The sequence below is a fragment of the Phascolarctobacterium succinatutens genome (assembly GCF_023497905.1).
GTDB lineage: Bacteria > Bacillota > Negativicutes > Acidaminococcales > Acidaminococcaceae > Phascolarctobacterium_A > Phascolarctobacterium_A succinatutens.
In genome coordinates this window covers 1,699,209-1,722,644 of sequence record NZ_CP097284.1, presented here as the reverse complement: position 1 = coordinate 1,722,644, position 23,436 = coordinate 1,699,209, and the positions used below count along the sequence as shown (strand labels likewise).

18 protein-coding genes and 3 rRNA genes are annotated in these 23,436 nt (G+C 46.8%); 18 read left to right on the top strand and 3 right to left on the bottom strand.

Translation table 11 applies throughout. The features are described 5' to 3' along the window. The first annotated feature begins 92 nt into the window (after positions 1-92). From M5E81_RS08130 to M5E81_RS08075, 12 genes are all read left to right on the top strand, one after another. Positions 93-1,484: a sensor histidine kinase gene (locus M5E81_RS08130; protein WP_009145694.1), complete on the top strand. Its 1,392-nt coding sequence runs from the start codon at positions 93-95 to the stop codon at positions 1,482-1,484. Continuing rightward, a complete protein-coding gene (locus M5E81_RS08125; protein WP_249747255.1) occupies positions 1,474-2,061 on the top strand; it encodes an ANTAR domain-containing response regulator in 588 nt (195 codons plus the stop codon). Before M5E81_RS08130 ends, M5E81_RS08125 begins: the two co-directional genes overlap by 11 nt. Before the next feature lie 267 nt (positions 2,062-2,328). Continuing rightward, the gene (gene groES, locus M5E81_RS08120) at positions 2,329-2,619 is read left to right on the top strand and encodes a co-chaperone GroES (protein WP_009145697.1); all 291 of its coding nucleotides are present in this window, start codon (positions 2,329-2,331) and stop codon (positions 2,617-2,619) included. 51 nt (positions 2,620-2,670) lie between these two features. Beyond that, positions 2,671-4,302: a chaperonin GroEL gene (groL, locus tag M5E81_RS08115; RefSeq protein ID WP_009145698.1), complete on the top strand. Its 1,632-nt coding sequence runs from the start codon at positions 2,671-2,673 to the stop codon at positions 4,300-4,302. Between the two features lie 208 nt (positions 4,303-4,510). Continuing rightward, positions 4,511-5,077, top strand: a complete 567-nt coding sequence (locus M5E81_RS08110) for a chromate transporter (protein ID WP_040565140.1) — start codon at positions 4,511-4,513, stop codon at positions 5,075-5,077. Positions 5,078-5,089: 12 nt separating this feature from the next. Beyond that, positions 5,090-5,659: a chromate transporter gene (locus tag M5E81_RS08105; protein ID WP_009145700.1), complete on the top strand. Its 570-nt coding sequence runs from the start codon at positions 5,090-5,092 to the stop codon at positions 5,657-5,659. Positions 5,660-5,840: 181 nt separating this feature from the next. Continuing rightward, entirely contained in the window at positions 5,841-6,830 is a 990-nt protein-coding gene (gene bioB, locus M5E81_RS08100) for a biotin synthase BioB (RefSeq protein ID WP_009145701.1), read from the top strand. Positions 6,831-7,165: 335 nt separating this feature from the next. Further along, entirely contained in the window at positions 7,166-8,026 is an 861-nt protein-coding gene (rapZ, locus tag M5E81_RS08095) for an RNase adapter RapZ (RefSeq protein ID WP_009145703.1), read from the top strand. 12 nt (positions 8,027-8,038) lie between these two features. Next, a complete protein-coding gene (locus tag M5E81_RS08090) occupies positions 8,039-9,400 on the top strand; it encodes a gluconeogenesis factor YvcK family protein (RefSeq protein WP_249747254.1) in 1,362 nt (453 codons plus the stop codon). Positions 9,401-9,444: 44 nt separating this feature from the next. Next, entirely contained in the window at positions 9,445-10,383 is a 939-nt protein-coding gene (gene whiA, locus M5E81_RS08085; protein ID WP_040565143.1) for a DNA-binding protein WhiA, read from the top strand. Next, positions 10,380-11,246, top strand: coding sequence for a polysaccharide deacetylase family protein (locus tag M5E81_RS08080; protein WP_009145706.1), 867 nt, complete (start codon positions 10,380-10,382; stop codon positions 11,244-11,246). Before whiA ends, M5E81_RS08080 begins: the two co-directional genes overlap by 4 nt. Positions 11,247-11,394: 148 nt before the next feature. Then, positions 11,395-11,946, top strand: a complete 552-nt coding sequence (locus tag M5E81_RS08075) for a biotin transporter BioY (RefSeq protein ID WP_249747253.1) — start codon at positions 11,395-11,397, stop codon at positions 11,944-11,946. Between the two features lie 52 nt (positions 11,947-11,998). On the opposite strand, the gene M5E81_RS08070 is transcribed toward M5E81_RS08075, so the two are convergent. The 3 genes from M5E81_RS08070 to M5E81_RS08060 are packed head-to-tail and all read right to left on the bottom strand — an operon-like array spanning position 11,999 to position 13,518. Continuing rightward, entirely contained in the window at positions 11,999-12,532 is a 534-nt protein-coding gene (locus M5E81_RS08070) for a TlpA family protein disulfide reductase (RefSeq protein ID WP_249747252.1), read from the bottom strand. A 43-nt stretch (positions 12,533-12,575) separates the two neighbouring features. Then, positions 12,576-13,394, bottom strand: a complete 819-nt coding sequence (locus tag M5E81_RS08065; protein WP_249747251.1) for a 4Fe-4S binding protein — start codon at positions 13,392-13,394, stop codon at positions 12,576-12,578. Beyond that, positions 13,387-13,518: a CD1871A family CXXC motif-containing protein gene (locus M5E81_RS08060; protein WP_021719506.1), complete on the bottom strand. Its 132-nt coding sequence runs from the start codon at positions 13,516-13,518 to the stop codon at positions 13,387-13,389. Before M5E81_RS08060 ends, M5E81_RS08065 begins: the two co-directional genes overlap by 8 nt. A 333-nt stretch (positions 13,519-13,851) precedes the next feature. On the opposite strand from M5E81_RS08060, the gene scfA reads away from it, so the two are divergent. From scfA to rrf, 6 genes are all read left to right on the top strand, one after another. Continuing rightward, complete coding sequence (gene scfA, locus M5E81_RS08055) at positions 13,852-13,998, top strand: six-cysteine ranthipeptide SCIFF (protein WP_009145710.1); 147 nt, start codon at positions 13,852-13,854, stop codon at positions 13,996-13,998. A 78-nt stretch (positions 13,999-14,076) separates the two neighbouring features. Continuing rightward, the gene (gene scfB, locus M5E81_RS08050; protein WP_249747250.1) at positions 14,077-15,474 is read left to right on the top strand and encodes a thioether cross-link-forming SCIFF peptide maturase; all 1,398 of its coding nucleotides are present in this window, start codon (positions 14,077-14,079) and stop codon (positions 15,472-15,474) included. A gap of 309 nt (positions 15,475-15,783) precedes the next feature. Then, positions 15,784-16,857 (top strand): ISL3 family transposase, encoded by a 1,074-nt coding sequence (locus M5E81_RS08045; RefSeq protein WP_249747249.1) that lies wholly within the window; start codon positions 15,784-15,786, stop codon positions 16,855-16,857. 628 nt (positions 16,858-17,485) lie between these two features. Next, a 16S ribosomal RNA gene (locus M5E81_RS08040) occupies positions 17,486-19,143 on the top strand. Positions 19,144-19,377: 234 nt separating this feature from the next. After that, a 23S ribosomal RNA gene (locus tag M5E81_RS08035) occupies positions 19,378-22,283 on the top strand. A 189-nt stretch (positions 22,284-22,472) separates the two neighbouring features. Further along, positions 22,473-22,589 (top strand): 5S ribosomal RNA (gene rrf, locus M5E81_RS08030). The 16S, 23S and 5S rRNA genes sit together here, the layout of an rRNA operon. The last annotated feature ends 847 nt before the right edge of the window (positions 22,590-23,436 follow it).

The window sequence follows — 23,436 nt, the reverse complement described above, 5'->3', positions numbered from 1 at the left end:
GTTGTGGAAAAGCCTGTGGATATAGTGGATAAAATAGTGGATTAATCAGATAAAGCTGTGGAAAGGACAACAGCAGGAAGAAGAGGGGAAACATGCTGAGCAATTTAACAGCAGAACAAAGAAACAGTTTACAAGCTATGCCACAGGTACTCGGTCTGGCGGCAGATATAGCACATGCTGCTGTGACGATTTATCTGCCGGGAGAGAATAAAAAGTTTTTTAATGTTTATAAGCAGGAGCAGCCGATGACACAGGTCGGCAATGTGCGCCCGGATATGACGGGTCGGCGTGTACGTGCGGTTGAAGAGCCGCTCGTTGCGCGTGTGCTGCAAAAAAATGTGCCTGTTAACGGCAAGCGTGAATGGGCTTTGGGCATGTTCAACAGTCTGAAGGTTTTTCCGCTGCGTGACAGCCGCGGACATTGCTACGGTGCCGTCAGCTTTGAAAGTGCTGCTCCCGATGATATTATTATTGCTCAGTCACTGGAGCTTTTGTGCAATCTGCGCCAGGATTTGAGCAATAACAGCAACTATCAGCGGCTGCGGCCTTCTGACGGCATTATGGTGGTAGATGCCAACAGAGTGATTGTTGCTGCCAACAACCGTGCACGTCATATGTTTGATGTTATGGATATTTCTCATCTTGTCGGCTGCCGTACCAACGATGTTGCTATAAATTGGCCGCTGGTCGGTATGGTTATGGAAACAGGCACGGCGGAAAGCAAGGAATTTACGATGCATGGCATTTTGCTTTCCATACGTATTCTGCCGGTAATTCCCAGGCCTAAGGCCGGTTGTGCTATTGTTATTTTGCAAGATATTACCGAGCTGCGCAAAAAGGACGAGGAGCTGCTGATAAAATCTGTTGTAATTAAAGAGATTCATCACCGCGTAAAGAACAATCTGCAGACCATCGCCAGTCTGCTGCGCCTGCAGGAGCGTCGCGCGCAGTGTGACGAAACCAAAATAGTTCTACGTGACTGCGTCAACAGAGTCAACAGCATTGCTATTGTGCATGAGTATCTTTCGCAGCAGGATACCGGTCTGATTGATGTCGGTAAGGTGGCCAAGGGAATTTATCAGGCGATTATCAGCAGCATGCTGCATCCGGAATTTATCCTGCATGCCGATTTCAAAGCAGATCCTGTACAGCTGCCGTCAGATAAAGCAACAAGTATCGCTTTGATTCTCAACGAATTATTGCAGAATACTATAGAACATGCTTACGAAGGCCGGATGAGCGGCAGCCTTAAGGTGCGCTTTGCGGAAGAAAGCAAGCGTTATGTTTTGTCAATTGCCGATGACGGTGTAGGCCTTCCGGAAGGCTTTTCATTAAACAGCAACCGTCAAAGCTTAGGACTGAAAATTATCAAGACTATGGCGGAAGCTGACCTGCAGGGAAGCTTTAGCTTGACGAATCGTGAGGATGGCGGTACACTTGCATTAGTAACAATTCCAAAGGGGGGGCTGGAAGATGTTAAATAAACTGAGAATATTATTGGCAGATGATGAAGCTATTTTGCGTCTTGATTTGCGCGAAATGCTGGCGGATGCCGGTCATAAAATAGTAGGCGAGACTGCCAACGGACAGGAAGCAGTAAAGCTGGCTAAAGAGTTAAAGCCTGATTTTATTATCATGGACGTAAAAATGCCGATTATGGACGGTATTACCGCAGCAAAAATTATTGCTGCCGATAATATTGCTCCGGTATTGCTGCTGACAGCTTACAGTCAGCAGGATATTGTCGAGAAAGCATCGGATGCAGGCGTTATCGCTTATCTGGTTAAACCTGTACGCGAGGAACAGCTTTTCCCGGCAATGGAGATTGCGGCCAAACGCTTTCAGGAAATGCATAAGCTTAATCTGGAGCTTGATAAGCTGAAGGAAAGCTTGGAGACACGTAAGCTGCTGGACCGTGCCAAGGGTATCCTGATGGCAGCGCACGGAATGACGGAGCAGGAAGCATACCGTAAGATGCAGCAGTTCAGTATGGCCAAACGTATCAGTCTGAAGGAGCTGGCGGAAAGCATTATTGCAGCTGCGGCCAAAAGACAACAATGAGCTGAAAGGGCAGTGTGAACTGCTCTTTTTTTGTGTTCAAGCAAAAATTTGGGCCTGAGAAGCAAAAAAACAGGACGCTGAAGCCGATTTTTGAGGGCGTGAAGCAGAATTGCGACAATTTTGTAAAAAACAGCGAAAAAGTACTTGCAATTTTTCCTAATATGGATATAATAAGAATTGTGGTTAGCACTCGGAACAAATGAGTGCTAATAACCAAGAAGCAAATTGCTCTCACGTAAGTAAGAATACTCGAAAGGGGTTATAAAAATGTTAAAACCATTAGCTGATCACGTAATTGTAGAGGTTGTAGAAGTAGAAGAAAAAACTGCCAGCGGCATTTTCCTGCCGGATACCGCAGTAAAAGAAAAACCGCAACAGGGCAAGGTTCTGGCTGTAGGCAGAGGCAAATACAGCGACAACGGCACTCTGATTAAACCCGAAGTAAATGTTGGCGACGAAGTTATCTTCGCAAAATACAGCGGAACTCCTGTTAAACATCAAGGTAAGGATTACCTGATTCTTAGCGAACGCGATATCTTAGCAACCATTGAGAAGTAACATAAAAACTGTAATTAATTTTTAATTGAATTTTCAAAGGAGCGATATAAAATGGCTAAACAAATTCTGTTTAATGAAGAAGCTCGTCGTAGCCTGGAGCGTGGCGTAAATGCTCTGGCTGACGCTGTAAAAGTAACCCTCGGTCCTAAAGGCCGTAACGTTGTACTGGAAAAGAAATTCGGCGCACCGACCATCACCAATGACGGTGTAACCATTGCCCGCGACATCGAACTGGAAGATCCGTTTGAAAACATGGGCGCACAGCTGGTTAAAGAAGTATCCATCAAAACCAACGATGTTGCCGGTGACGGCACTACCACTGCTACCGTTCTGGCACAGGCTATGATTAACGAAGGTATGCGCAACGTTGCTGCCGGCGCTAACCCGATGGTTCTGAAAAAAGGTATCAAAAAAGCAGTTGATGTACTGGTTGACGAACTGAAAAATGTTTCCCAAAAGGTTGAAACCAAGGCTGCAAAAGCACAAGTTGCTTCTATTTCCGCAGCTGATGATGAAATCGGTAACCTGATTGCCGATGCTATGGAAAAAGTTGGCGACGACGGTGTTATCACTGTTGAAGAATCCAAGACCATGGAAACTCATCTGGAAACCGTTGAAGGCATGCAGTTTGACCGTGGCTACATTTCCCCGTACATGGCAACCGATGCTGATAAAATGGAAGCTGTACTGAGCAATCCGTACGTATTCATTACCGATAGAAAAATCACCATGATTGCTGACATTATGCCGGTTCTGGAAAAAGTTGTTCAAAACGGCGGCGAACTCTTAATCATCGCTGAAGATGTTGAAGGCGAAGCACTGGCAACCTTGGTTGTCAACAAACTGCGTGGCACCTTCAAAGCTGTTGCTGTTAAAGCTCCTGGCTTCGGTGACCGTCGTAAAGCAATGCTGCAAGATATCGCTACTCTGACCGGTGCAACCGTTATCAGTGAAGAAGTTGGCCGTAAGCTGGACAGCGCAAGCATGGCAGATCTTGGCCGCGCAGGTCAGGTTCGCGTAACCAAAGAATTGACTACTATCGTTGACGGCTTGGGCGATAAAGACGCTATTGCTGCACGTGTTGCTCAAATCCGTGCACAAATTCCGGAAACCACTTCTGATTTCGATAAAGAAAAACTGCAAGAACGTCTGGCTAAACTGGCCGGTGGCGTAGCTGTTATCAAAGTAGGCGCTGCTACCGAAGTTGAGCTGAAAGATAAAAAACTGCGCATTGAAGATGCTCTGAACGCTACACGCGCTGCTGTTGCCGAAGGTATTGTTGCCGGCGGCGGTACTGCTCTGCTGCAAGTACAGCCTGCTCTGGCAAAAATCAAAGCTACCGGCGATGAGAAGACCGGCGTAGAAATCGTTAAACGCGCTATTGAAGAGCCTGTTCGTCAAATCGCTTACAACGCTGGCCTGGAAGGCGCTGTTATCGTTGATACCATTAAACGCAGCCGCAAAGGCTATGGCTTCAACGCTCTGACTGAAGAGTATGTTGACATGATCGAAGCCGGTATCGTTGACCCGACTAAGGTTACCAGAAGCGCACTGCAAAATGCTGCAAGCATCGCTTCTATGGTTCTGACTACCGAATCCATCGTAGCCGACAAACCTGCTAAGGAAGGCGCTGCTATGCCGGCAATGCCTCCGATGGGCGGCGGCATGCCCGGTATGATGTAATCTGCAGGCCGGATGTCAAAACTGTATAATATAGCTTGAGTAGGCTATAGATAGCACACTCTGTTACTGATTTGGTAGCAGGGTGTGCTTTTTTGTTACAAAAAACCGCGGCTGAAAAAATTTTAGCTATTAGTGCAGCCTAATTATGTTTTTTGCTGGCAAATATGCTATAATAATTTCATTCTATGGACAGAAGGAGCTGTTGATAATGGGTGAAGCTGCAGCCGAAAAAGATTTTTACTGGAAGCTGTTCAAATCAACCTTTATAATTAGTGCCTTTACTATCGGCGGTGGTTTTGTAATCATTCCGCTGTTGAAGGCCAAATTTGTTGATGAGTATAAATGGATGGATGATAAGGAAGCGCTGAACCTTGTGGCGATTGCGCAGTCTGCGCCGGGTGTTGTGGCAGCCAATGCGGCAATTAGCATGGGCTACAAGCTTGGCGGTATCCGCGGTACGCTTACTGCTTTGCTGGCAACTATTTTGCCGCCGCTGATTACCTTGAGCATTATTTCCTACGCTTATGATGCCTTTGCACATAACCAGTATATTCAGCTGGTTTTGAAGGGCATGCAGTGCGGCGCGACGGCTATTATTATTAACGTTGCGATTGACCTGCTCAAAAAAGAGCTGAAGAAAAAATTGGCACTGCCGCTTTTGATTATTGTCGGTACCTTTATTGCCAATTATTTCTTTAATGTAAATCTGATGTATGCAGTCGTTGTGGATGCTGTTATCGGCTTCTTCCTGCTGCGTGACAAGAAGTACGCGTAAGGAGGCGGCGAGATGTATATTTATTGGGAGCTTTTCTGGAGCTTTGTCAAGGTTGGTGCCTTTTGCGTCGGCGGTGGTTATGCTTCGATGCCGCTGATTCAGGCGGAGGTTATTGAAAATCATGCATGGATGACTATGCCGCAGTTTATTGATATTTTTACGATTTCGCAGATGACGCCGGGTCCTATTGGTATCAATGCGGCGACGTTCGTCGGTACGAAGGTTGCAGGCTTGCCCGGTGCTGTTGCGGCAACTGTGGGCTTTGTTTTCCCTTCTGTATTTATCGTGCTGGCACTCGCAAAATTATTCTTCAAATATGGTGATATCGGTCCGATTCGCGGTATTCTGAACGGTCTGCGTCCTGCGGTTGTGGCACTCATCTGCTCTGCCGGACTGAGCTTTGTAATGTTGGCGCTGTGGAATACGGAAACCTTGCCGAAGGATTTTACCAAGGTTGATTTGCTTGGCTGCATTGTGCTGCCGATTTCCCTGTGGTGTATCCGTCATAAGATGAGTGTTATCCGTACACTGTGCATGAGCGGTGTTTTGGGCTTGATTTTGGGTATTGCGGGTATTCGCTGATATTTAATGCAATAGCGCGCTGCGTTGTGAGCTTTGGCTTGCGGCATGGCGCGCTTTTTATTATGTTGAAGTTAACTCCTGGAAATTAACGGTTGACGCAAGCGGAATTCTGCTATATAATAGATACAGTTAACCAACGAATAGCGTCGGTTAACTACTAAGGTTAGGGATGTGAATTACAATGCAAAAAATTATTACACTGGCCGAGAAGGTTTTAAACGGTCAGGATATTACTAAAGAAGAAGCTGAATTTTTGATTAACGTGAGCGATGACGACACCATGCTGCTTTTGGCCATGGCTGACAAGATTCGCCAAAAATATGCCGGCGATGCTGTTGACTGCTGTGCAATCATCAACGGCCGCAGCGGTAAATGCAGCGAGAACTGCAAGTTCTGCGCACAATCCGCACATTATCATACCGGTGTTAAGGAATACGGTCTGCTGAGCGAAGAGGAAATCTTCAATGCAGCTAAAAAAGCTAAGGAAGCAGGCGCTGTACGCTTCTCCATCGTTACCAGCGGTCGCGGACAGAGCAAAGCCGATGACTTTGAAAATATCTGCCGTACACTGAAACGTATTAAAGAAGAACTGCACATTGAAGTTTGCGCTTCTTTGGGCATTTTGACTGTAGAGCAGGCAAAAGAGCTGCGCAAAGCCGGTGTAACCCGCTATCATTCCAATCTGGAAACCGCAGGCAGCAATTTCCCGAATATCTGCAGCACTCATACCTATGCTGATAAATTTGTTACCATCAAAAATGCACAGGCTGCCGGCCTGCGTGTTTGCAGCGGTGGTATTTTAGGCCTTGGTGAAACACGTGAGCAGCGTGTTGAATGGGCCTTCACTCTGAAGGAACTTGGCATTGACAGTGTACCTCTGAATATGCTGACTCCGATTCCGGGCACTCCGTTTGAAAACAACAAACCGCTGCCGCCGCTGGAAATTCTGCGTGCGTTCGCTGTTTTCCGTTTTGTTCTACCGAAGGCACAAATCCGTACGGCAGGCGGTCGCGAAGTAAATCTGCGTGACCTGCAGGCATTGGCACTCAATGGCGGTGCAAGCGGCATTATGATCGGCGGTTATCTGACGACTGCCGGCCGTGGTACTGACCGCGATATGCAGATGCTCAAGGATCTTGATCGTCCGCGCAGCATGCCGAATCTTGATTAATTAGTTTTCCATGAATTTTTAATACAAATCTTACACCTTAAAATCTCAAAAAGATAAGCAGACTGTAGTTGCGAGCAGTCTGCTTATTTTTTATATGTGCGTGATAACGCACTATCTTCTGCATCATCAATCCCTCGACGTATGAAAAATACGCCGTCGGGATTGCTTCTTTGAATCCGGTACGTTCTGACGCACATATTTATTTGATAACGCACCTTCTTCCGCATCATCAATCCACATAACCAATCCATCATTTATTTACGGACGCACTGCCCTCTACGGCAAAATTTATGATATAATATAATTTGCTAATGACTTTAAAGAGGTGAAGCAAAATGCAGTCACACTTTCTTATTATTACCGGTATGTCCGGTGCAGGCAAAACGCAGGTTGTGCGTACCCTGGAGGATTTAAATTTCTTTTGCATTGACAATTTGCCGGCGACCTTGATTCCTAAGTTTGCGGAGCTTTGCCGTCAGACTTCGGAGGAAAAGGTAGCTCTTGTTGTTGATATCCGTGGCGGACGCTTTTTTGATAAGCTGCTGCAGGTTTTGGATGAGATGGAGGCCAGCGGCCAAAAATACGAGCTGCTGTTTTTGGATGCTTCCGATGCGACTTTGGTGCGCCGTTACAAGGAAACGCGTCGTCGTCATCCCTTGGGTGAGCGCAATACCTTGCTGAAGAATATTACCTGTGAGCGTGAATTGCTTGATCCGTTGCGCGAAAAGGCTACGCATATTATTGATACCTCGACGCTGACTACAGCGCAGCTGAAGGCTAAGGTAACGGAAATGTTTGGCGAGGGCTCTTCTAAAGAGCGTATGGGCATTGTTGTGCGTTCGTTCGGCTTCAAGCATGGTCTGCCGCTGGACAGCGATCTGGTTCTGGATGTGCGTTTTTTGCCGAATCCGTTTTATGTGGAGGAGCTGCGCAATATGACTGGCAACGACCGCCCGGTAGCGGATTTTATCTGCCGCTATCCGCAGACCTTCCAGTATCTTAAGCTGGAGGAGCAGCTGCTTGATTTTCTTGTACCGCAATATATTAACGAAGGCAAGGCACAGCTTGTTATCAGCGTAGGCTGCACAGGCGGACAGCACCGCAGCGTTTTTATTGCCAATAAATTGTACGAATATCTGCGTGAAAAGGGTTACAGCGTTGATGTGACGCATCGTGATATTCCTCACAGAAAGTAAGGGAGGGGCCTAATGGGTTGGATTAGTTGGCTTTGTCCCGGCATTAATTTGAAGCGCTGGCTGCTGCTTTTTGCGGTAGGTGTACTTTTATGTGCTTTGGGACTGGCTTTGTTTTTTAATTATCAGCTGATGGGCAAGGCGGAAGAACTGCTCTTCCAGATGACCTATCTGACAACAGGACGCTATTCAAACGGCCTGATTATGACGATGGGCGTGGGCTTTCTTATCGTGGGCTTTGCTATTATGGTGTACGGAACACGCCGCTTAATCAGTTCGGTAGTATCTGTTGTAGTGCCAGACAAAAACGGTTCATTGATGGAAACGATTTTTATGCAGCGCAAGCTGACACGTGGCCCTGCTATCACCGTTGTCGGCGGAGGTACCGGTTTGTCGACGCTGCTGCGCGGCATGAAGTATATCACCAATAATTGTACGGCCGTAGTAACAACTGCTGATGACGGCGGTTCCTCCGGACGTCTGCGTAAGGAGCTGGGTATTATTCCTCCCGGTGATTTGCGTAACTGCCTGACAGCTCTTGCTGACCGTGAGCCGCTGATGGAACGTTTGATGCAGTATCGCTTTCAGGGCGATTCCCCGCTTGCAGGGCATTGCTTCGGCAATCTGTTTATTGCGGCGATGGCGCAGGCCGAGGGCGGCATGGAGGCCGGACTCAATGCTACGAGTCAGATTCTGAAGGTGCGCGGCAGGGTTATTCCGTCTACGCTGGAGGATATCCGCCTGCAGGCACGGATGACTGACGGCAGCATTGTGACAGGCGAATCCGAGATTCCCAAGGTGCGCAAGCATATTAAGAAGATGATGATGCTGCCGGCGGATGCACAGGCGGCAAACGGAGCTATCGATGCAATTTTAAATGCCGATGTGCTTATTTTCGGACCGGGAAGCCTGTATACCAGTGTTATTCCTAACCTTTTGGTTGAGGGAATCCGTGATGCTGTTGTACGGTCGAAGGCAATCAAAATTTACATCTGCAATGTTATGACACAGCCCGGCGAAACCGACGGCTACGGTGCTTATGACCATGTGCAGGCGTTGATTGATCATGTCGGTACACCGTTTTTGGATTACGCTATTGTCAATTCCCAGGATGTCACTTCGGAGCAGCTGCGTCAGTATGATGCTGAAGGCTCGCGTCCTATAACGCCGGATATTGATAAAATCCGCAGTCTGGGGATTACGGTTGTGCCGGCGCGCTTGATAAGCAAGGATGATCTGGTGCGCCATGATCCGCGTAAGTTGGCGCGTGTGCTTATTGCTTTAATTTATCGTCTGCGTCTTTTTGGACGCGGCATGCAGTTTTTCGATTACTTCTTTATGCGTGCGGGCATGAAGAAGCTGTATAAACAAAAATAAAACCAGACGCTGCAGCCTTGTCGGCTGAGAAGGGAGGAGTCTGCTTGTCTTTTTCCAATGATGTAAAAAATGAATTATCTCGTATAGAAACTAACGATGCGACCGGTGACAAGGCAGAGCTGCTCGGTCTTTTGCGTATGAGCGGTGCGATTGTCATCCGCGGTATGAATATAGGTATTCACTTTTCTACTGAAAATGCTGCTTTGGCCAGACGTGTACTGCAGCTGTTGAAAAGCAATTATCAGGTGCAGACGGAGGTAGTTATTACCCGTTCACGCCGTTTGAAGAAGAATAACCGTTATCAGGTACATGTAGTGCCGGCACCTCAGGTAAGCAAGGCGCTGAACGAGCTGCAGCTGTTGAGCGTAGAGGGCGATTTGAAAAATCCGCTGCTCTCGCATCACGAGGGCAAGCGCACCTTTTTGCGCGGAGCTTTTTTGGGCGGCGGCAGTATCAGCCGTCCGGCCAGTGATTACCATCTGGAGATGGTGACAGGCAACGAGGATTTTGCGCAGACAATTATTAAGGTTATGCAGAGCTTTTCCTTGAAGGCCAAGCTGACCGACAGAAAAAACGAGTACATTGTTTATCTGAAGGATGGCGAAAGCATTATCAGCTTTTTGAGCGTTATCGGTGCGCATAATGCGATGATGGAGCTGGAAAATGTCCGTATTGTCAAAGAAATGCGCAACAATGTCAACAGAGCGGTAAATTGCGAAACTGCGAACCTGAACAAGGTGGTTAAGGCTGCCGTGCGTCAGGTAAGCTGCATCCATTATATTGATGAGCATATGGGCTTGAGCGAGCTGCCTCAGGGATTGCAGGATACGGCGCGTCTGCGTCTGCAATATCCGGATGTGTCGTTAAATGATTTGGTAGAATACTCCGGTGGTTTGGGCAAATCCGGCATCAACCATCGTTTGAAAAAGCTGCAGGATATTGCAGTAGGTTTAGGTATGGAATTGGAGAAAGCAGATAAATGATTAAGAAAGTATGCTTAGTATTCCTGGCGCTGGTTGTCGTACTTTTGGCGGCTGCTGGTGTTGCATGGAAGCTTAACGGCGAGCGTTGGCAGCAGGAATATGCGGCCTTCAGAAAAACCGGTGCACCGGTACTGATGTATCACGCTGTCGGTCCGGAAGAAGGCGCAGACTGGCCTAAAACGCTGATTATGAAGCCGGAGCTGTTTGAATCGCATTTGCAGTACCTGAAGGAGCAGGGCTATACGATTGTGACGGTAGCAGAGCTGGCAGAGCGTTTGCAGCAGGGAAAAAGTGTAGATAAGTATGTTGCCTTGAGCTTTGATGATGGCTATAAGAATAATCATAGCGTGGTGCTGCCGTTACTAAAGAAGTATGATGCCAAAGGTTCTTTCTTTGTCATCAACAAGGATATCGGCGATGAGCTGCATATGAATGAGCAGGAAATTAAGGAGCTGATTGCTGCCGGCATGGAGCTTGGCTCGCATACCTACAGCCATAATCCGCTGGCTGCCATTGACGAAAAATATCTGGTTTGGGAAACAGATACGTCGCGTTATTGGCTGAAGAAAAAATTTGACGGCTATATCGTGCGTACTCTGGCTTATCCTAACGGCAGCTATAACGAAAGGGTTATTGCTGCGGCGAAAAAATACGGCTTTTACAGGGCGCTGACTGGGCATGTAGGTGTCAATACGGCGGCTACCTATCAAAAGGCACCTTTCGAAATGTACCGCGTAACAGTTGCTGATGACGGTAACGGACTTGAAGGCTTCAAGAAACGCCTGGAACAGGCATATTTCTTTGGCTTTTTGCAGACTAAGGGCATTGATATCAATATTGTGCGCGACATATTTGTGCGCTAAGTAAAATTTAGGGAGGCGGTTGTCTCCCTTTTCTTTTGTAAGTAATGTTAACTGTAAAAATAAAATAGGTTGACAATAAATAAAAACTGGCGTATCCTATAAACTATGAACTGTAACAGAGGTTACAGAAGCTTTGGAGGCGTAAAATATGCATTTGAGTACGAAGGAACTGATTTTATGCGCATTGTTTATTGCGCTTATTACTGTGGGAACGTTTATTAAAATTCCGGTAGGCACCGATGTCTATACACTGCAGTTTTTGTTTACTTTGCTGGCCGGTCTGCTGCTCGGACCGCGTCTGGGCGCGATTGCTGTCGGCACTTATGTTGTCATGGGCCTGGTCGGAATTCCTGTTTTTGCATCAGGCGGCGGCCCCGGTTATATTGCACAGCCGACGTTCGGTTATCTGCTGGGCTTTATCGTGCAGGCATGGGTAAACGGTGCCTGGGCGCGCAAGGCTAAGCAAATTAATTTCCGTAGCCTGTTGGAAGCAAATCTTGTTGGTATGGTAATTGTTTATCTGTTTGGACTCGTATGGTTCTATGTAGTATCCAATTATATAATCAATGCACCGATTTCCGTGTGGGCAGTTATCTGGTACTGCGGTATTCTGCAGGTTATTCCTGATGTTGTGCTCTGCATTGGTGCGGCGATGCTGGGTGTGCGCGGTTATAAGGCCAGCATTTGGCTGAAGGCATAAAAAAGCAGTCCTTGCAATCTTATAAAAAGGTTGCGGGACTGCTTTTAGCTTTTTAGAAGGCCTTCTGCAGGAAGGCATCCAGGGAAGATTCGTTCATGCTGCCGACGATACGTGCAACTATATGGCCGTCGGCGCTGATGATGTAGGATGCAGGAATAGCGTCAATGCCGTAGGCTCGTCCAAGTGCCTGGTGGTCGCCGTAGGCAGCGGGGAAGGAGTAGCCTTTGCTTTTGATGAAGCGTGCAGGATCCTGTTCGTTATCATCTACGCTTAGAATAACAAAATGCATTTTATCTTTATATTCGGCGTATTTCTTTTCAATATGCGGCAGCTCGCCTACACAGGGAGGGCACCAGGTAGCCCAAAAATTGATGAAAACAGGCTTGCCCTTCAAGTCACTCAGGCGCATGGTTTTGCCGCTGCCTAACTCCTTGTAGCTGAAATCGGGTGCGGCTTCGGCAGCTGAGGCAGCAGCGGTGTTCATCTGCGGTTTGCTGTCGGCAGTTTTATCGGGAAAAGGACAGCTGCAGCCTGCGGTAAATAATAGCAGCGCAGTCATAGATAAGGTGAGCAGAATTTTTTTCATGTTGACCTCCTTATAAGAATAAAAGAAAAATGGTATATATAAATTAAAACTTTTTGCCGAGAGAAATTGCCTTTACCGGGCAGACCTTGCGGCATTCACCACAGGCGATACATTCGCTGTCACCTACATGCCGGCAATCCATTTTGCAATGCTCCATACAACGGTCGCAGTTGATGCACTTTACGGCATTTACCTTCATGCCAAAGAGGGAGATTTTATTAAACAGTCCGTAAATAGCGCCTAAAGGGCAGATGAAGCGGCAGAAGGGGCGATAGATGAAGATGGCTGTCAGTACGGTAAGGCACAGCAGTGTTAGCTTCCAAATAAACAGCTGGCCCAAAAGCTCACGAATCTGCGGCTTGAAAAATGCCAAGGGCAGAGCAGCCTCCAAAGTACCTGCGGGGCAGATAAATTTACAGAAGGCAGGTACGCCGCTGCCGATGAAATGGTAAAAGGCTAAGGGCAAAAGCAGAAGAAAAATCAATGCAATAAAATATTTCAGATAGCTGAGCAGATAGGTAAAGCGGTTGCGCTGCAGCTTAGGCGTAGGAATTTTGTAGAGCAATTCCTGTACAAGGCCGAAGAGACAGCCCCAGCCGCAGATAAGACGTGCAAAGATTAACGCAAAGAACAGAATAAAGCCCAGCACATAGAAGGGAATGCGCAAAAATACACCGCTGAGTGAGCTTTGCAGCGAACCAAGCGGGCAGGCGCCCAAGGCTCCGGGGCAGGAATAGCAGTTTAACCCCGGCAGGCAGATATTCTTGCTGCTGCCATTCCAGATATTGCCATCGGTAAAGCCTGCAAAATTGCCGTTATATAGGAGGGCGGTGCAAATTTGTACAAGCTTACGTTTAACCAATGCCGATACACTCCAGACAAATTGTCGCTGCCTTGCGCCAAACGGCAAGATATTCTCTGTTGCAGATACCATACGTCAGCATGGCGGCAGCGCTCAGAAGGATTAAAATACGTGTTATTTTCATAGCAAGCAGACCTCCTATATAATTACTAAGAATATTCTAGCATATACGATGAAATTTTACTATGAATGCATGACTATACATTATTGAGGTTGGGTAGCAAATAGCAGAAAATAATATTAAATTATTTCTATCCGCGTGTTGCAATTATTTTCTGACAGGTGTTGTATGGATAAAAGCGTTTAAACAGGCTATAATAAAACAGATAATGCAATGGAAGAATATAGGTCGCGAAATAGTATTTGTAAATGAGCAATTTAAAAAAATCCTTGCAAAATAGGCAAAAACAAGGTAAAATAAAACAAGTAATAATATATTTTTTCGGAGGTAATCGTTATGCGTAAACACATCAAAACTGTTAATAAAGCAATGCTGAACAAAACTCTGCGTACCGGTGGCTGCGGCGAGTGCCCGGCTTCCTGCCAATCCGCTTGCAAAACTTCCTGCACCGTTGGCAACCAGGTTTGCGAACACTGCAAATAATATCTGAGCTTAATGCAGCTCCCTGTCTGGTGCAGGGGGCTGTTTTACTATCTATGCAAAAAAGAAAGGTTGGAATACATGCTGATACATAAAATGCGTCTTGATGACAATATGGCTGTGCTGGATATCAACAGCGGTGCCGTTCATCTTGTAGACGATGTTATTTACGATTTACTCGATTATTATGATGGCAGCAACGATGCTGAGGCTATGGCTGCTTTGAAGGATAAATACAGCGAAGAGGATTTGCGCGATGCATTGGAAGAAATGCACGGCCTGCAGGATGAAGGTCTGCTTTTCACCCCTTCCTTTGATGTACCGCCGACTTTTGCCGAAAAGCCGATTGTCAAATCCCTGTGCCTGCTTGTAACTCATGACTGCAATCTGCGCTGCGGTTATTGCTTTGCCGACACCGGTTCTTTCGGTGGCTGCCGTCAGCTCATGAGCAAGGAAACTGCGGAAAAGGCTATTGAGTTTGCTATTGAAGGCAGCAAGAAGCGCCATAATCTGGAACTGGATATGTTCGGCGGTGAACCGCTGATGAACTGGCCGGTTGTTGTACATATTACCGAATATGTACGCCGTCGCGAAAAAGAAACCGGTAAGAATATTAAGCTGACGCTTACTACCAACGGTACTCTTTTGAATGATGATAATATCAAATTCCTCAATGATAACCGTGTTATGCTGGTTCTGAGCCTGGATGGCAAGAAGGAAACTCATGATGCTATGCGTCCGTTCCCGAATAAAGCCGGCAGCTATGATGCAGCTGTACGCGGCTTCAAGAAGGTAATTGACAGCCGTGAGGGCAAAAACTACTATCTGCGCGGAACCTATACCCATTTCAGCACCCATTTCTGTGAGGATGTCCTTGATATGACTAAGGTTGGCAAGGAGATTTCCGTAGAGCCGGTAGTAGGCATTGATGAACCCTGGGTATTGACCGAGGAAGATCTGCCGGTAATTTTCGATGAATACGATAAGCTGGCACGCGCATATCTGGAGCGTCGTCACGAAGGAAATCCCTTTGACTTCTTCCATTTTAATGTAGCACTTGATAACGGTCCGTGCGTAGCTAAGCGCTTGGCAGGCTGCGGCGCCGGTCATGAATACTATTGCATTACCGCTGATGGCGATATTTATCCGTGCCACCAGTTTGTAGGCCGTGAACAATATAAGATGGGTACTCTGGATACCGGTATCGTTACACCTGAGATGGTGCAAAAGTTCCGTCATACCCATGTTCTTACTAAGCCGGAGTGCAGTAAATGCTGGGCACGCTTCTTCTGCAGCGGTGGCTGCCACGCCAATGCGGATTTAATTAACGGCGATATTACCAAGCCGTATGAGTATGGTTGTCGTCTGCAAAAGAAACGTCTGGAAAATGCTATCATTGTTCAGGCGGTTCTGTCTGCCGAAGCACAGGAAGGCGAGGACCTGCGTCCGCATATCAACAACTTCACTTACGAAAAATAACAGATGGTTTCTCGTGCCCTCTGCGAAAGCAGAGCGCATTTTTTGGGTTCTATAATAAGTGTTGGGGTATTGACTTGAATTAAGTCAATACTTCCAACACTTATTTTTTAGGCAAAAAAATAAAGCATAAAATGCTGGAATTGTAGTAAAATATCATCGACCAAAACAATACAATCTACAAAGGAGAGCAGACACCTTATGCTTCATGACAATTATACACAATCCATTCCTTTTTTTAAAGGGGTAAACACAAAATACTTTGAGGAAGATTAATCAACAGGATCATATAAAGCCTTTATAGAGATGCCTGTGAAAGAACATCGTTGTCCTCACTGCGGTAATAGTACTACTTATATTAAGGATTACAGACTTCAAACGGTTAGAGATTTAGTTGTTTTAGGCAAGCCGTTAATTGTCACAATAAGAAAAAGACATTATATTTGTAAAAACTGCAATACTACTTTTACTGAAGAAAATCCATATATAAAAAGATATTGCCATTTTCCAGACAGGCTTTATCTTGAATCAATCAAAGAAACTTTCTGCTTGCAGAGCTTTTCATCAATAGCTAAGAGATTTGGCGTATCTGTAACCAGTATAATAAGATGGTTCGACAATCTCAATTACCCTCATCCTAAGTTACCGGAATGCATATCAATAGATGAATTAAGAGGTAATGCCGGTGGTGAAAAATTCCAGTGCAATATTGCAGATCCTGTAAAACATCGAGTAATAGATATTCTGCCAAGTCGCAATATGGAGAATCTTTGTAAACATTTCTTGGAATATCCATATAAAGAACGTGCTGCGGTCAAGAAGATAATTATGGACTTAAGTACTTTGTTCAGGTCTGTTGCCAAGTCCATGTTTCCCGAAGCCAAGATAGTAGCAGATAAGTTTCATGTTATCAGAGCAGTTATAAACAGCCTGGAGAATGTTAGAAAACGCATCCAGAAAGAATTTCATGCAACAAAAAGAAAATGGTTCAAGCGAAGTCGTTATCTTTTGCTTAAGCCGGAATACAAGCTGACAGATGAAGATAAAATAGAGTTAGCTCGGATGCTTAACTCATCCTACGATCTAGAAAAAGCATATGTTTTGAAAGAACGTTTTTATGAAGTGTTCAGGAAACAAACAAGAACTGAAGCAAAAAAAGAACTGGGAAAGTGGTTATTGTTGGCTGCGGATTTATCACTTCCTGAATTTCAGCATTGCATTACGACTTTTAGTAATTGTAAGACTGAAATTGCAAATATAATTGGCGAAAGAGTTTCTAACGGGTTTATCGAAGGAAGCAATAATAAAATCAAAGTATTGAAGCGAATCAGCTATGGTGTGCAGAATTTCGATAGGTTTCGTAACAGAATACTGTATCTGCAATAAAATATTGTGAAAATGCATTAGGATAACTATGTCTTATTTTAGAAAAATAAAACCAGCCTCCAATATAAATATACTAGAGGCTAGTTGAATTGCAAAAATAATTATGTGTTGTCTAGGTCTATGATGTTAAAGTCTTGAATACCCCAAAACTTGACAAAGAACCCATTTTTTGATTTTTACGGATTGCTGTTAAAAAGTATAAAATAAAAAAGCTGTTCAAAGCAAAAAAATCTTGGAATTTTTTTTGAAGAAAAGGCATTTTTTTACGCAGATTTTGCAGTTTTTCGGTAGAAAATCTAACTTTTTTGAGATTTTTTTGAAGAAATTTTGATGCCGAAAAAGGCGATAATCAAGCATAGTTGCTTTCCCACGAATCCTAGTGTATCACGAAAAAATGTTAAAAAAGTAACAAAAAAGATGTTGACATAATGCGGGTCACATGGTATTATATACAAGTCGACGCGATACGGCAACAAAACAAAAGCCAAAGTCGCTAGGCACTGAACCTTGAAAACTGAACATTGAACCTAGAAAAAAGCGAATGTGCGGGTCGAGCGCGAAAGCGCAAGACCAAGTCAAATAACTTCTTTTTTAAATAATAAGAGCTAGATTAGTTCTTCAATAAACTTTATTGGAGAGTTTGATCCTGGCTCAGGACGAACGCTGGCGGCATGCCTAACACATGCAAGTCGAACGGAGAAAGTTCAACACCAAGTATTTCATCCGCTGAAGTGTAGCGGTAAAAATTGCGAAGCAATTTTTACTACGCATTAAAAGCATGAACTAACATGGTGGTTGAAGTATTAGGTGTTGAACTTTCTTAGTGGCGAACGGGTGAGTAACGCGTGGGCAACCTGCCCTCTAGATGGGGACAACATCCCGAAAGGGGTGCTAATACCGAATGTGACAGCAATCTCGCATGAGGATGCTGTGAAAGATGGCCTCTATTTATAAGCTATCGCTAGAGGATGGGCCTGCGTCTGATTAGCTAGTTGGTGGGGTAACGGCCTAGCAAGGCGATGATCAGTAGCCGGTCTGAGAGGATGAACGGCCACATTGGGACTGAGACACGGCCCAGACTCCTACGGGAGGCAGCAGTGGGGAATCTTCCGCAATGGGCGAAAGCCTGACGGAGCAATGCCGCGTGAGTGATGAAGGAATTCGTTCCGTAAAGCTCTTTTGTTTATGACGAATGTGCAGATTGTAAATAATGATCTGTAATGACGGTAGTAAACGAATAAGCCACGGCTAACTACGTGCCAGCAGCCGCGGTAATACGTAGGTGGCGAGCGTTGTCCGGAATTATTGGGCGTAAAGAGCATGTAGGCGGTTTTTTAAGTCTGGAGTGAAAATGCGGGGCTCAACCCCGTATGGCTCTGGATACTGGAAGACTTGAGTGCAGGAGAGGAAAGGGGAATTCCCAGTGTAGCGGTGAAATGCGTAGATATTGGGAGGAACACCAGTGGCGAAGGCGCCTTTCTGGACTGTGTCTGACGCTGAGATGCGAAAGCCAGGGTAGCGAACGGGATTAGATACCCCGGTAGTCCTGGCCGTAAACGATGGGTACTAGGTGTAGGAGGTATCGACCCCTTCTGTGCCGGAGTTAACGCAATAAGTACCCCGCCTGGGGAGTACGTCCGCAAGGATGAAACTCAAAGGAATTGACGGGGGCCCGCACAAGCGGTGGAGTATGTGGTTTAATTCGACGCAACGCGAAGAACCTTACCAAGGCTTGACATTGAATGACCGCTCCAGAGATGGAGCTTTCCCTTCGGGGACATGAAAACAGGTGGTGCATGGCTGTCGTCAGCTCGTGTCGTGAGATGTTGGGTTAAGTCCCGCAACGAGCGCAACCCCTATCCTATGTTACCAGCGGGTAATGCCGGGGACTCATAGGAGACTGCCAAGGACAACTTGGAGGAAGGCGGGGATGACGTCAAGTCATCATGCCCCTTATGTCTTGGGCTACACACGTACTACAATGGTCGGCAACAGAGGGAAGCGAAGCCGTGAGGCAGAGCAAACCCCAGAAACCCGATCCCAGTTCGGATTGCAGGCTGCAACTCGCCTGCATGAAGTCGGAATCGCTAGTAATCGCAGGTCAGCATACTGCGGTGAATACGTTCCCGGGCCTTGTACACACCGCCCGTCACACCACGAAAGTTGGTAACACCCGAAGCCGGTGGGGTAACCGTAAGGAGCCAGCCGTCTAAGGTGGGGCCGATGATTGGGGTGAAGTCGTAACAAGGTAGCCGTATCGGAAGGTGCGGCTGGATCACCTCCTTTCTATGGAGTACATGAACGGGGAAACTTGTTCGTACGACAAGTCGACGCACATTCGCTTAGGTTGATGTTTAGTTTTGAAGGTTCAAAAAACCTTCTATTGTACCTTGAAAACTTCAAACAGAAGAATAAAAGTCCTTGTTGTTGATGAGATGACAAGGCACCTCTAATCAATGCGAAAGCAAAGAGAATGAGTTAACGAGATCTAGGAACGCAAAGTTCTTAGTAAGCTGAAAAAGTCAAGCTACTAAGGGCATACGGCGGATGCCTAGGCGCCATCAGCCGATGAAGGACGCGGTAAGCTGCGAAAAGCTACGGGGAACTGCAAGCAAGTATTGATCCGTAGATGTCCGAATGGGGAAACCCACCTGCCGTCATGGGCAGGTATCCGAAAGGAAGGGAACCCGGGGAACTGAAACATCTAAGTACCCGGAGGAAGAGAAATCAAACGAGATGCCCACAGTAGCGGCGAGCGAAGAGGGCAGAGGGCAAACCGGTGAGCTACGGCTCGCCGGGGTTGAGGACTGCATTTAGTCTCAATGGTCTATCCGAACTACCTGGAAAGGTAGGCAATACAGTGTAAAAGCCACGTAGGTTAAAGACCGGAGAGATGAGCAGTATCCAGAGTACCACGAGGCACGAGGAATCTTGTGGGAAGCCGGGGGGACCACCCTCCAACCCTAAACACTGAATGGCGACCGATAGCGCATAGTACCGTGAGGGAAAGGTGAAAAGAACCCCGGGAGGGGAGTGAAAGAGAACCTGAAACCGTATGTCTACAAGCAGTCGGAGCGAAAGCGACGGCGTGCCTATTGAAGAATGAACCAACGAGTTACGTGCACTAGCGAGGTTAAGTGGAAGACACGGAGCCGAAGCGAAAGCGAGTCTTAAGAGGGCGGATAGTTAGTGTACGTAGACCCGAAACCGCAGTGATCTACCCATGTCCAGGTTGAAGCGCAGGTAAAATTGCGTGGAGGACCGAACCTGTGAGCGTTGAAAAGCTTTAGGATGAGATGTGGGTAGAGGTGAAATTCCAATCGAACGCGGAGATAGCTGGTTCTCCCCGAAATAGCTTTAGGGCTAGCCTCAAGTAGTAAGTATAGGCGGTAGAGCACTGATCGGGCTAGGGGCCATAAAGGTTACCGAACCCTGTCAAACTCCGAATGGTTATACTGTAGAGCTTGGGAGTCAGACTACGAGTGATAAGATCCGTGGTCAAAAGGGAAACAGCCCAGACCACCAGCTAAGGTCCCCAATGTCGTACTAAGTGGAAAAGGATGTGGGGTCTCTAAAACAACCAGGATGTTGGCTTAGAAGCAGCCACCATTTAAAGAGTGCGTAATAGCTCACTGGTCGAGAGACCCTGCGCCGAAGATTACCGGGGCTAAAGTACGAAACCGAAGCTGTGGCTACGACATATGTCGTGGGGTAGGGGAGCGTTCTGTGAGGGCTGAAGTCGTTCTGTAAGGAACGGTGGACTTCACAGAAGTGAGAATGTTGGTATGAGTAGCGAAAAGAATGGTGAGAATCCATTCCACCGAAAGCATAAGGATTCCTGGGCAACGATCGTCGTCCCAGGGTAAGTCGGGACCTAATCCGAGGCATGGAGCGTAGGAGATGGACAACTGGCAGATATTCCAGTACCGGTAATGATTGTTTGAGCGATGGAGTGACACAGGAGGGCAGGCAGGCAGGAGATTGGTTGTTCCTGTACAAGCGTGTAGGATGGGACGCAGGCAAATCCGCGTCCTGTGAGTCTGAGGCGTGATGTGGAGGTTCCGGAAACGGAACTGAAGCTGCTGACCCCACACTGTCGAGAAAAGCTTCTAGTTAGAGAATTACCGCCCGTACCGTAAACCGACACAGGTATGCGGGGAGAGAATCCTAAGGTGCGCGGGAGAACCCTCGTTAAGGAACTCGGCAAAATGTACCCGTAACTTCGGGATAAGGGTAGCCGCTGTTGTGAAGTCTGAACAGACGGAGCATGAGGCGGTCGCAGAGAAGAGGCCCAAGCGACTGTTTACCACAAACACAGGTGCCTGCTAAAGAGAAATCTGACGTATAGGTGCTGACACCTGCCCAGTGCCGGAAGGTTAAGGAAGGATGTCCGGAGCAATCCAAAGCATTCGACCGAAGCCCCGGTGAACGGCGGCCGTAACTATAACGGTCCTAAGGTAGCGAAATTCCTTGTCGGGTAAGTTCCGACCCGCACGAAAGGTGTAACGATTTGGGCACTGTCTCAACGAGGGACCCGGTGAAATTGAAGTACCTGTGAAGATGCAGGTTACCCGCGACTGGACAGAAAGACCCCATGGAGCTTTACTGTAACCTGACATTGGGTTCTGATACATCACGTACAGGATAGGTGGGAGGCATGGAAGCGAGGACGCTAGTCTTCGTGGAGCCGCCGTTGGGATACCACCCTTGATGTATCGGAATTCTAACCGTAGGAGTAACGAAACTCGGGACAGTGTCAGGCGGGCAGTTTGACTGGGGCGGTCGCCTCCCAAAGAGTAACGGAGGCGCCCAAAGGTTCCCTCAGCGCGGCCGGAAATCGCGCGAAGAGTGTAAAGGCAGAAGGGAGCTTGACTGAGAGCCAAACACGGCAATCAGGTACGAAAGTAGGGCTTAGTGATCCGGTGGCATCCAAGTGGAAGGGCCATCGCTCAACGGATAAAAGCTACCCTGGGGATAACAGGCTAATCTCTCCCAAGAGTCCATATCGACGGGGAGGTTTGGCACCTCGATGTCGGCTCATCACATCCTGGGGCTGAAGTCGGTCCCAAGGGTTGGGCTGTTCGCCCATTAAAGTGGTACGTGAGCTGGGTTCAGAACGTCGTGAGACAGTTCGGTCCCTATCCATCGCGGGCGCAAGAGATTTGAAGGGGGCTGCTCCTAGTACGAGAGGACCGGAGTGGACGAACCAATGGTGTACCAATTATCTCGCCAGAGGTATAGTTGGGTAGCTACGTTCGGAAAGGATAAACGCTGAAAGCATCTAAGCGTGAAACCAGCCTTAAGATGAGATCTCTCATAGAGCAATCTAGTAAGACACCTTGGAGAAGACGAGGTTGATAGGTCGGGAGTGTAAGTACAGTAATGTATTCAGCGGACCGATACTAATATGTCGAGGGCTTGACTTGAAGCAAAGACCCGATTTGTCGCAAGCAAAGCGAAGCGAGAAATCGAAAAGGTCGTGCAAACATCGAAAACAGCGACTGAATAAGGAGCGGTTTTCGATGAAGAAGTCAGCTTAAACAAAACGTTAAAAAGAACTTAACGGTTCATTCTTCTGTTGAAGTTTTGAGGGTACAAACCTCAAAATTAAATAATCCGGTGGTGATGGCTAAGGGGATCCACCTGTTCCCATCCCGAACACAGTAGTTAAGCCCTTATACGTCGAAAGTACTTGGCTGGAAGCGGCCTGGGAGGATAGATAGCTGCCGGTTAGAAAAAAGACATGTCATGTGACATGTCTTTTTTCTTTTACCGTCAGCTATCTTATGACCAGCAGCGGGCCTGCCTGCCCAGCCACCGCATTTGAAGAAGCAACGCGACGAGCAAATGCGATTGTGGCGAGGCGTATCGACGAGCTGATGTAATCAGCTTGTCGATTGAGGATAGAATCTACGATTATGCAGTAAAGTCGGTAGCGGCAACTTCTTAATGAAGTATTGCTGCAAGGAGTATTTTTGGAGGGATAGATAGCCATGCTTGAAGGAGCGAAGCGACGCGCAAGCATGTGTCAGGCTTACTACCGTACTTCTTATATTCGCGCGAGATATATCGTTTCGGTCAGCAGCAATTTCTTAATGCAAATTTCGTGTGGAATCAAGACGAAGTGTCGCAAAACTCGCGCTATGCAAAGAGATTTTATTATAGTAGATAGCTTAGCGCTCAGACAATGCAACACTTAGCGGTTCGTGTCAAACCAATCAGCTTCGATCTTCTAGCTTGCTTCTTGGGACACTATCGCATGGCGCGCATGACGCCCTGCGGACTCGCTTCTTGGATGCGCCCGCAGATGATTCCGGACACTCATTCGCTAAATTTGCTATTCCTTGCACGATATTACCTCTCGCTCGATTTACTTGCTTTCTTATCAATCAGCGTTGTTCTGCGGACGTGCTTCTTGGATTTACATTGCTGCAATATACTATTGCGACGCACCTGCTTCCCTTCCTTTCCATAAAAAATTCAAAAATCCTTATACACTGGACGAATATTCGCAAAAATTAAATGAACGAAAAATATTGACAGTTTTAAGAAGAAATAGTATCATTATTGTTAACTGTT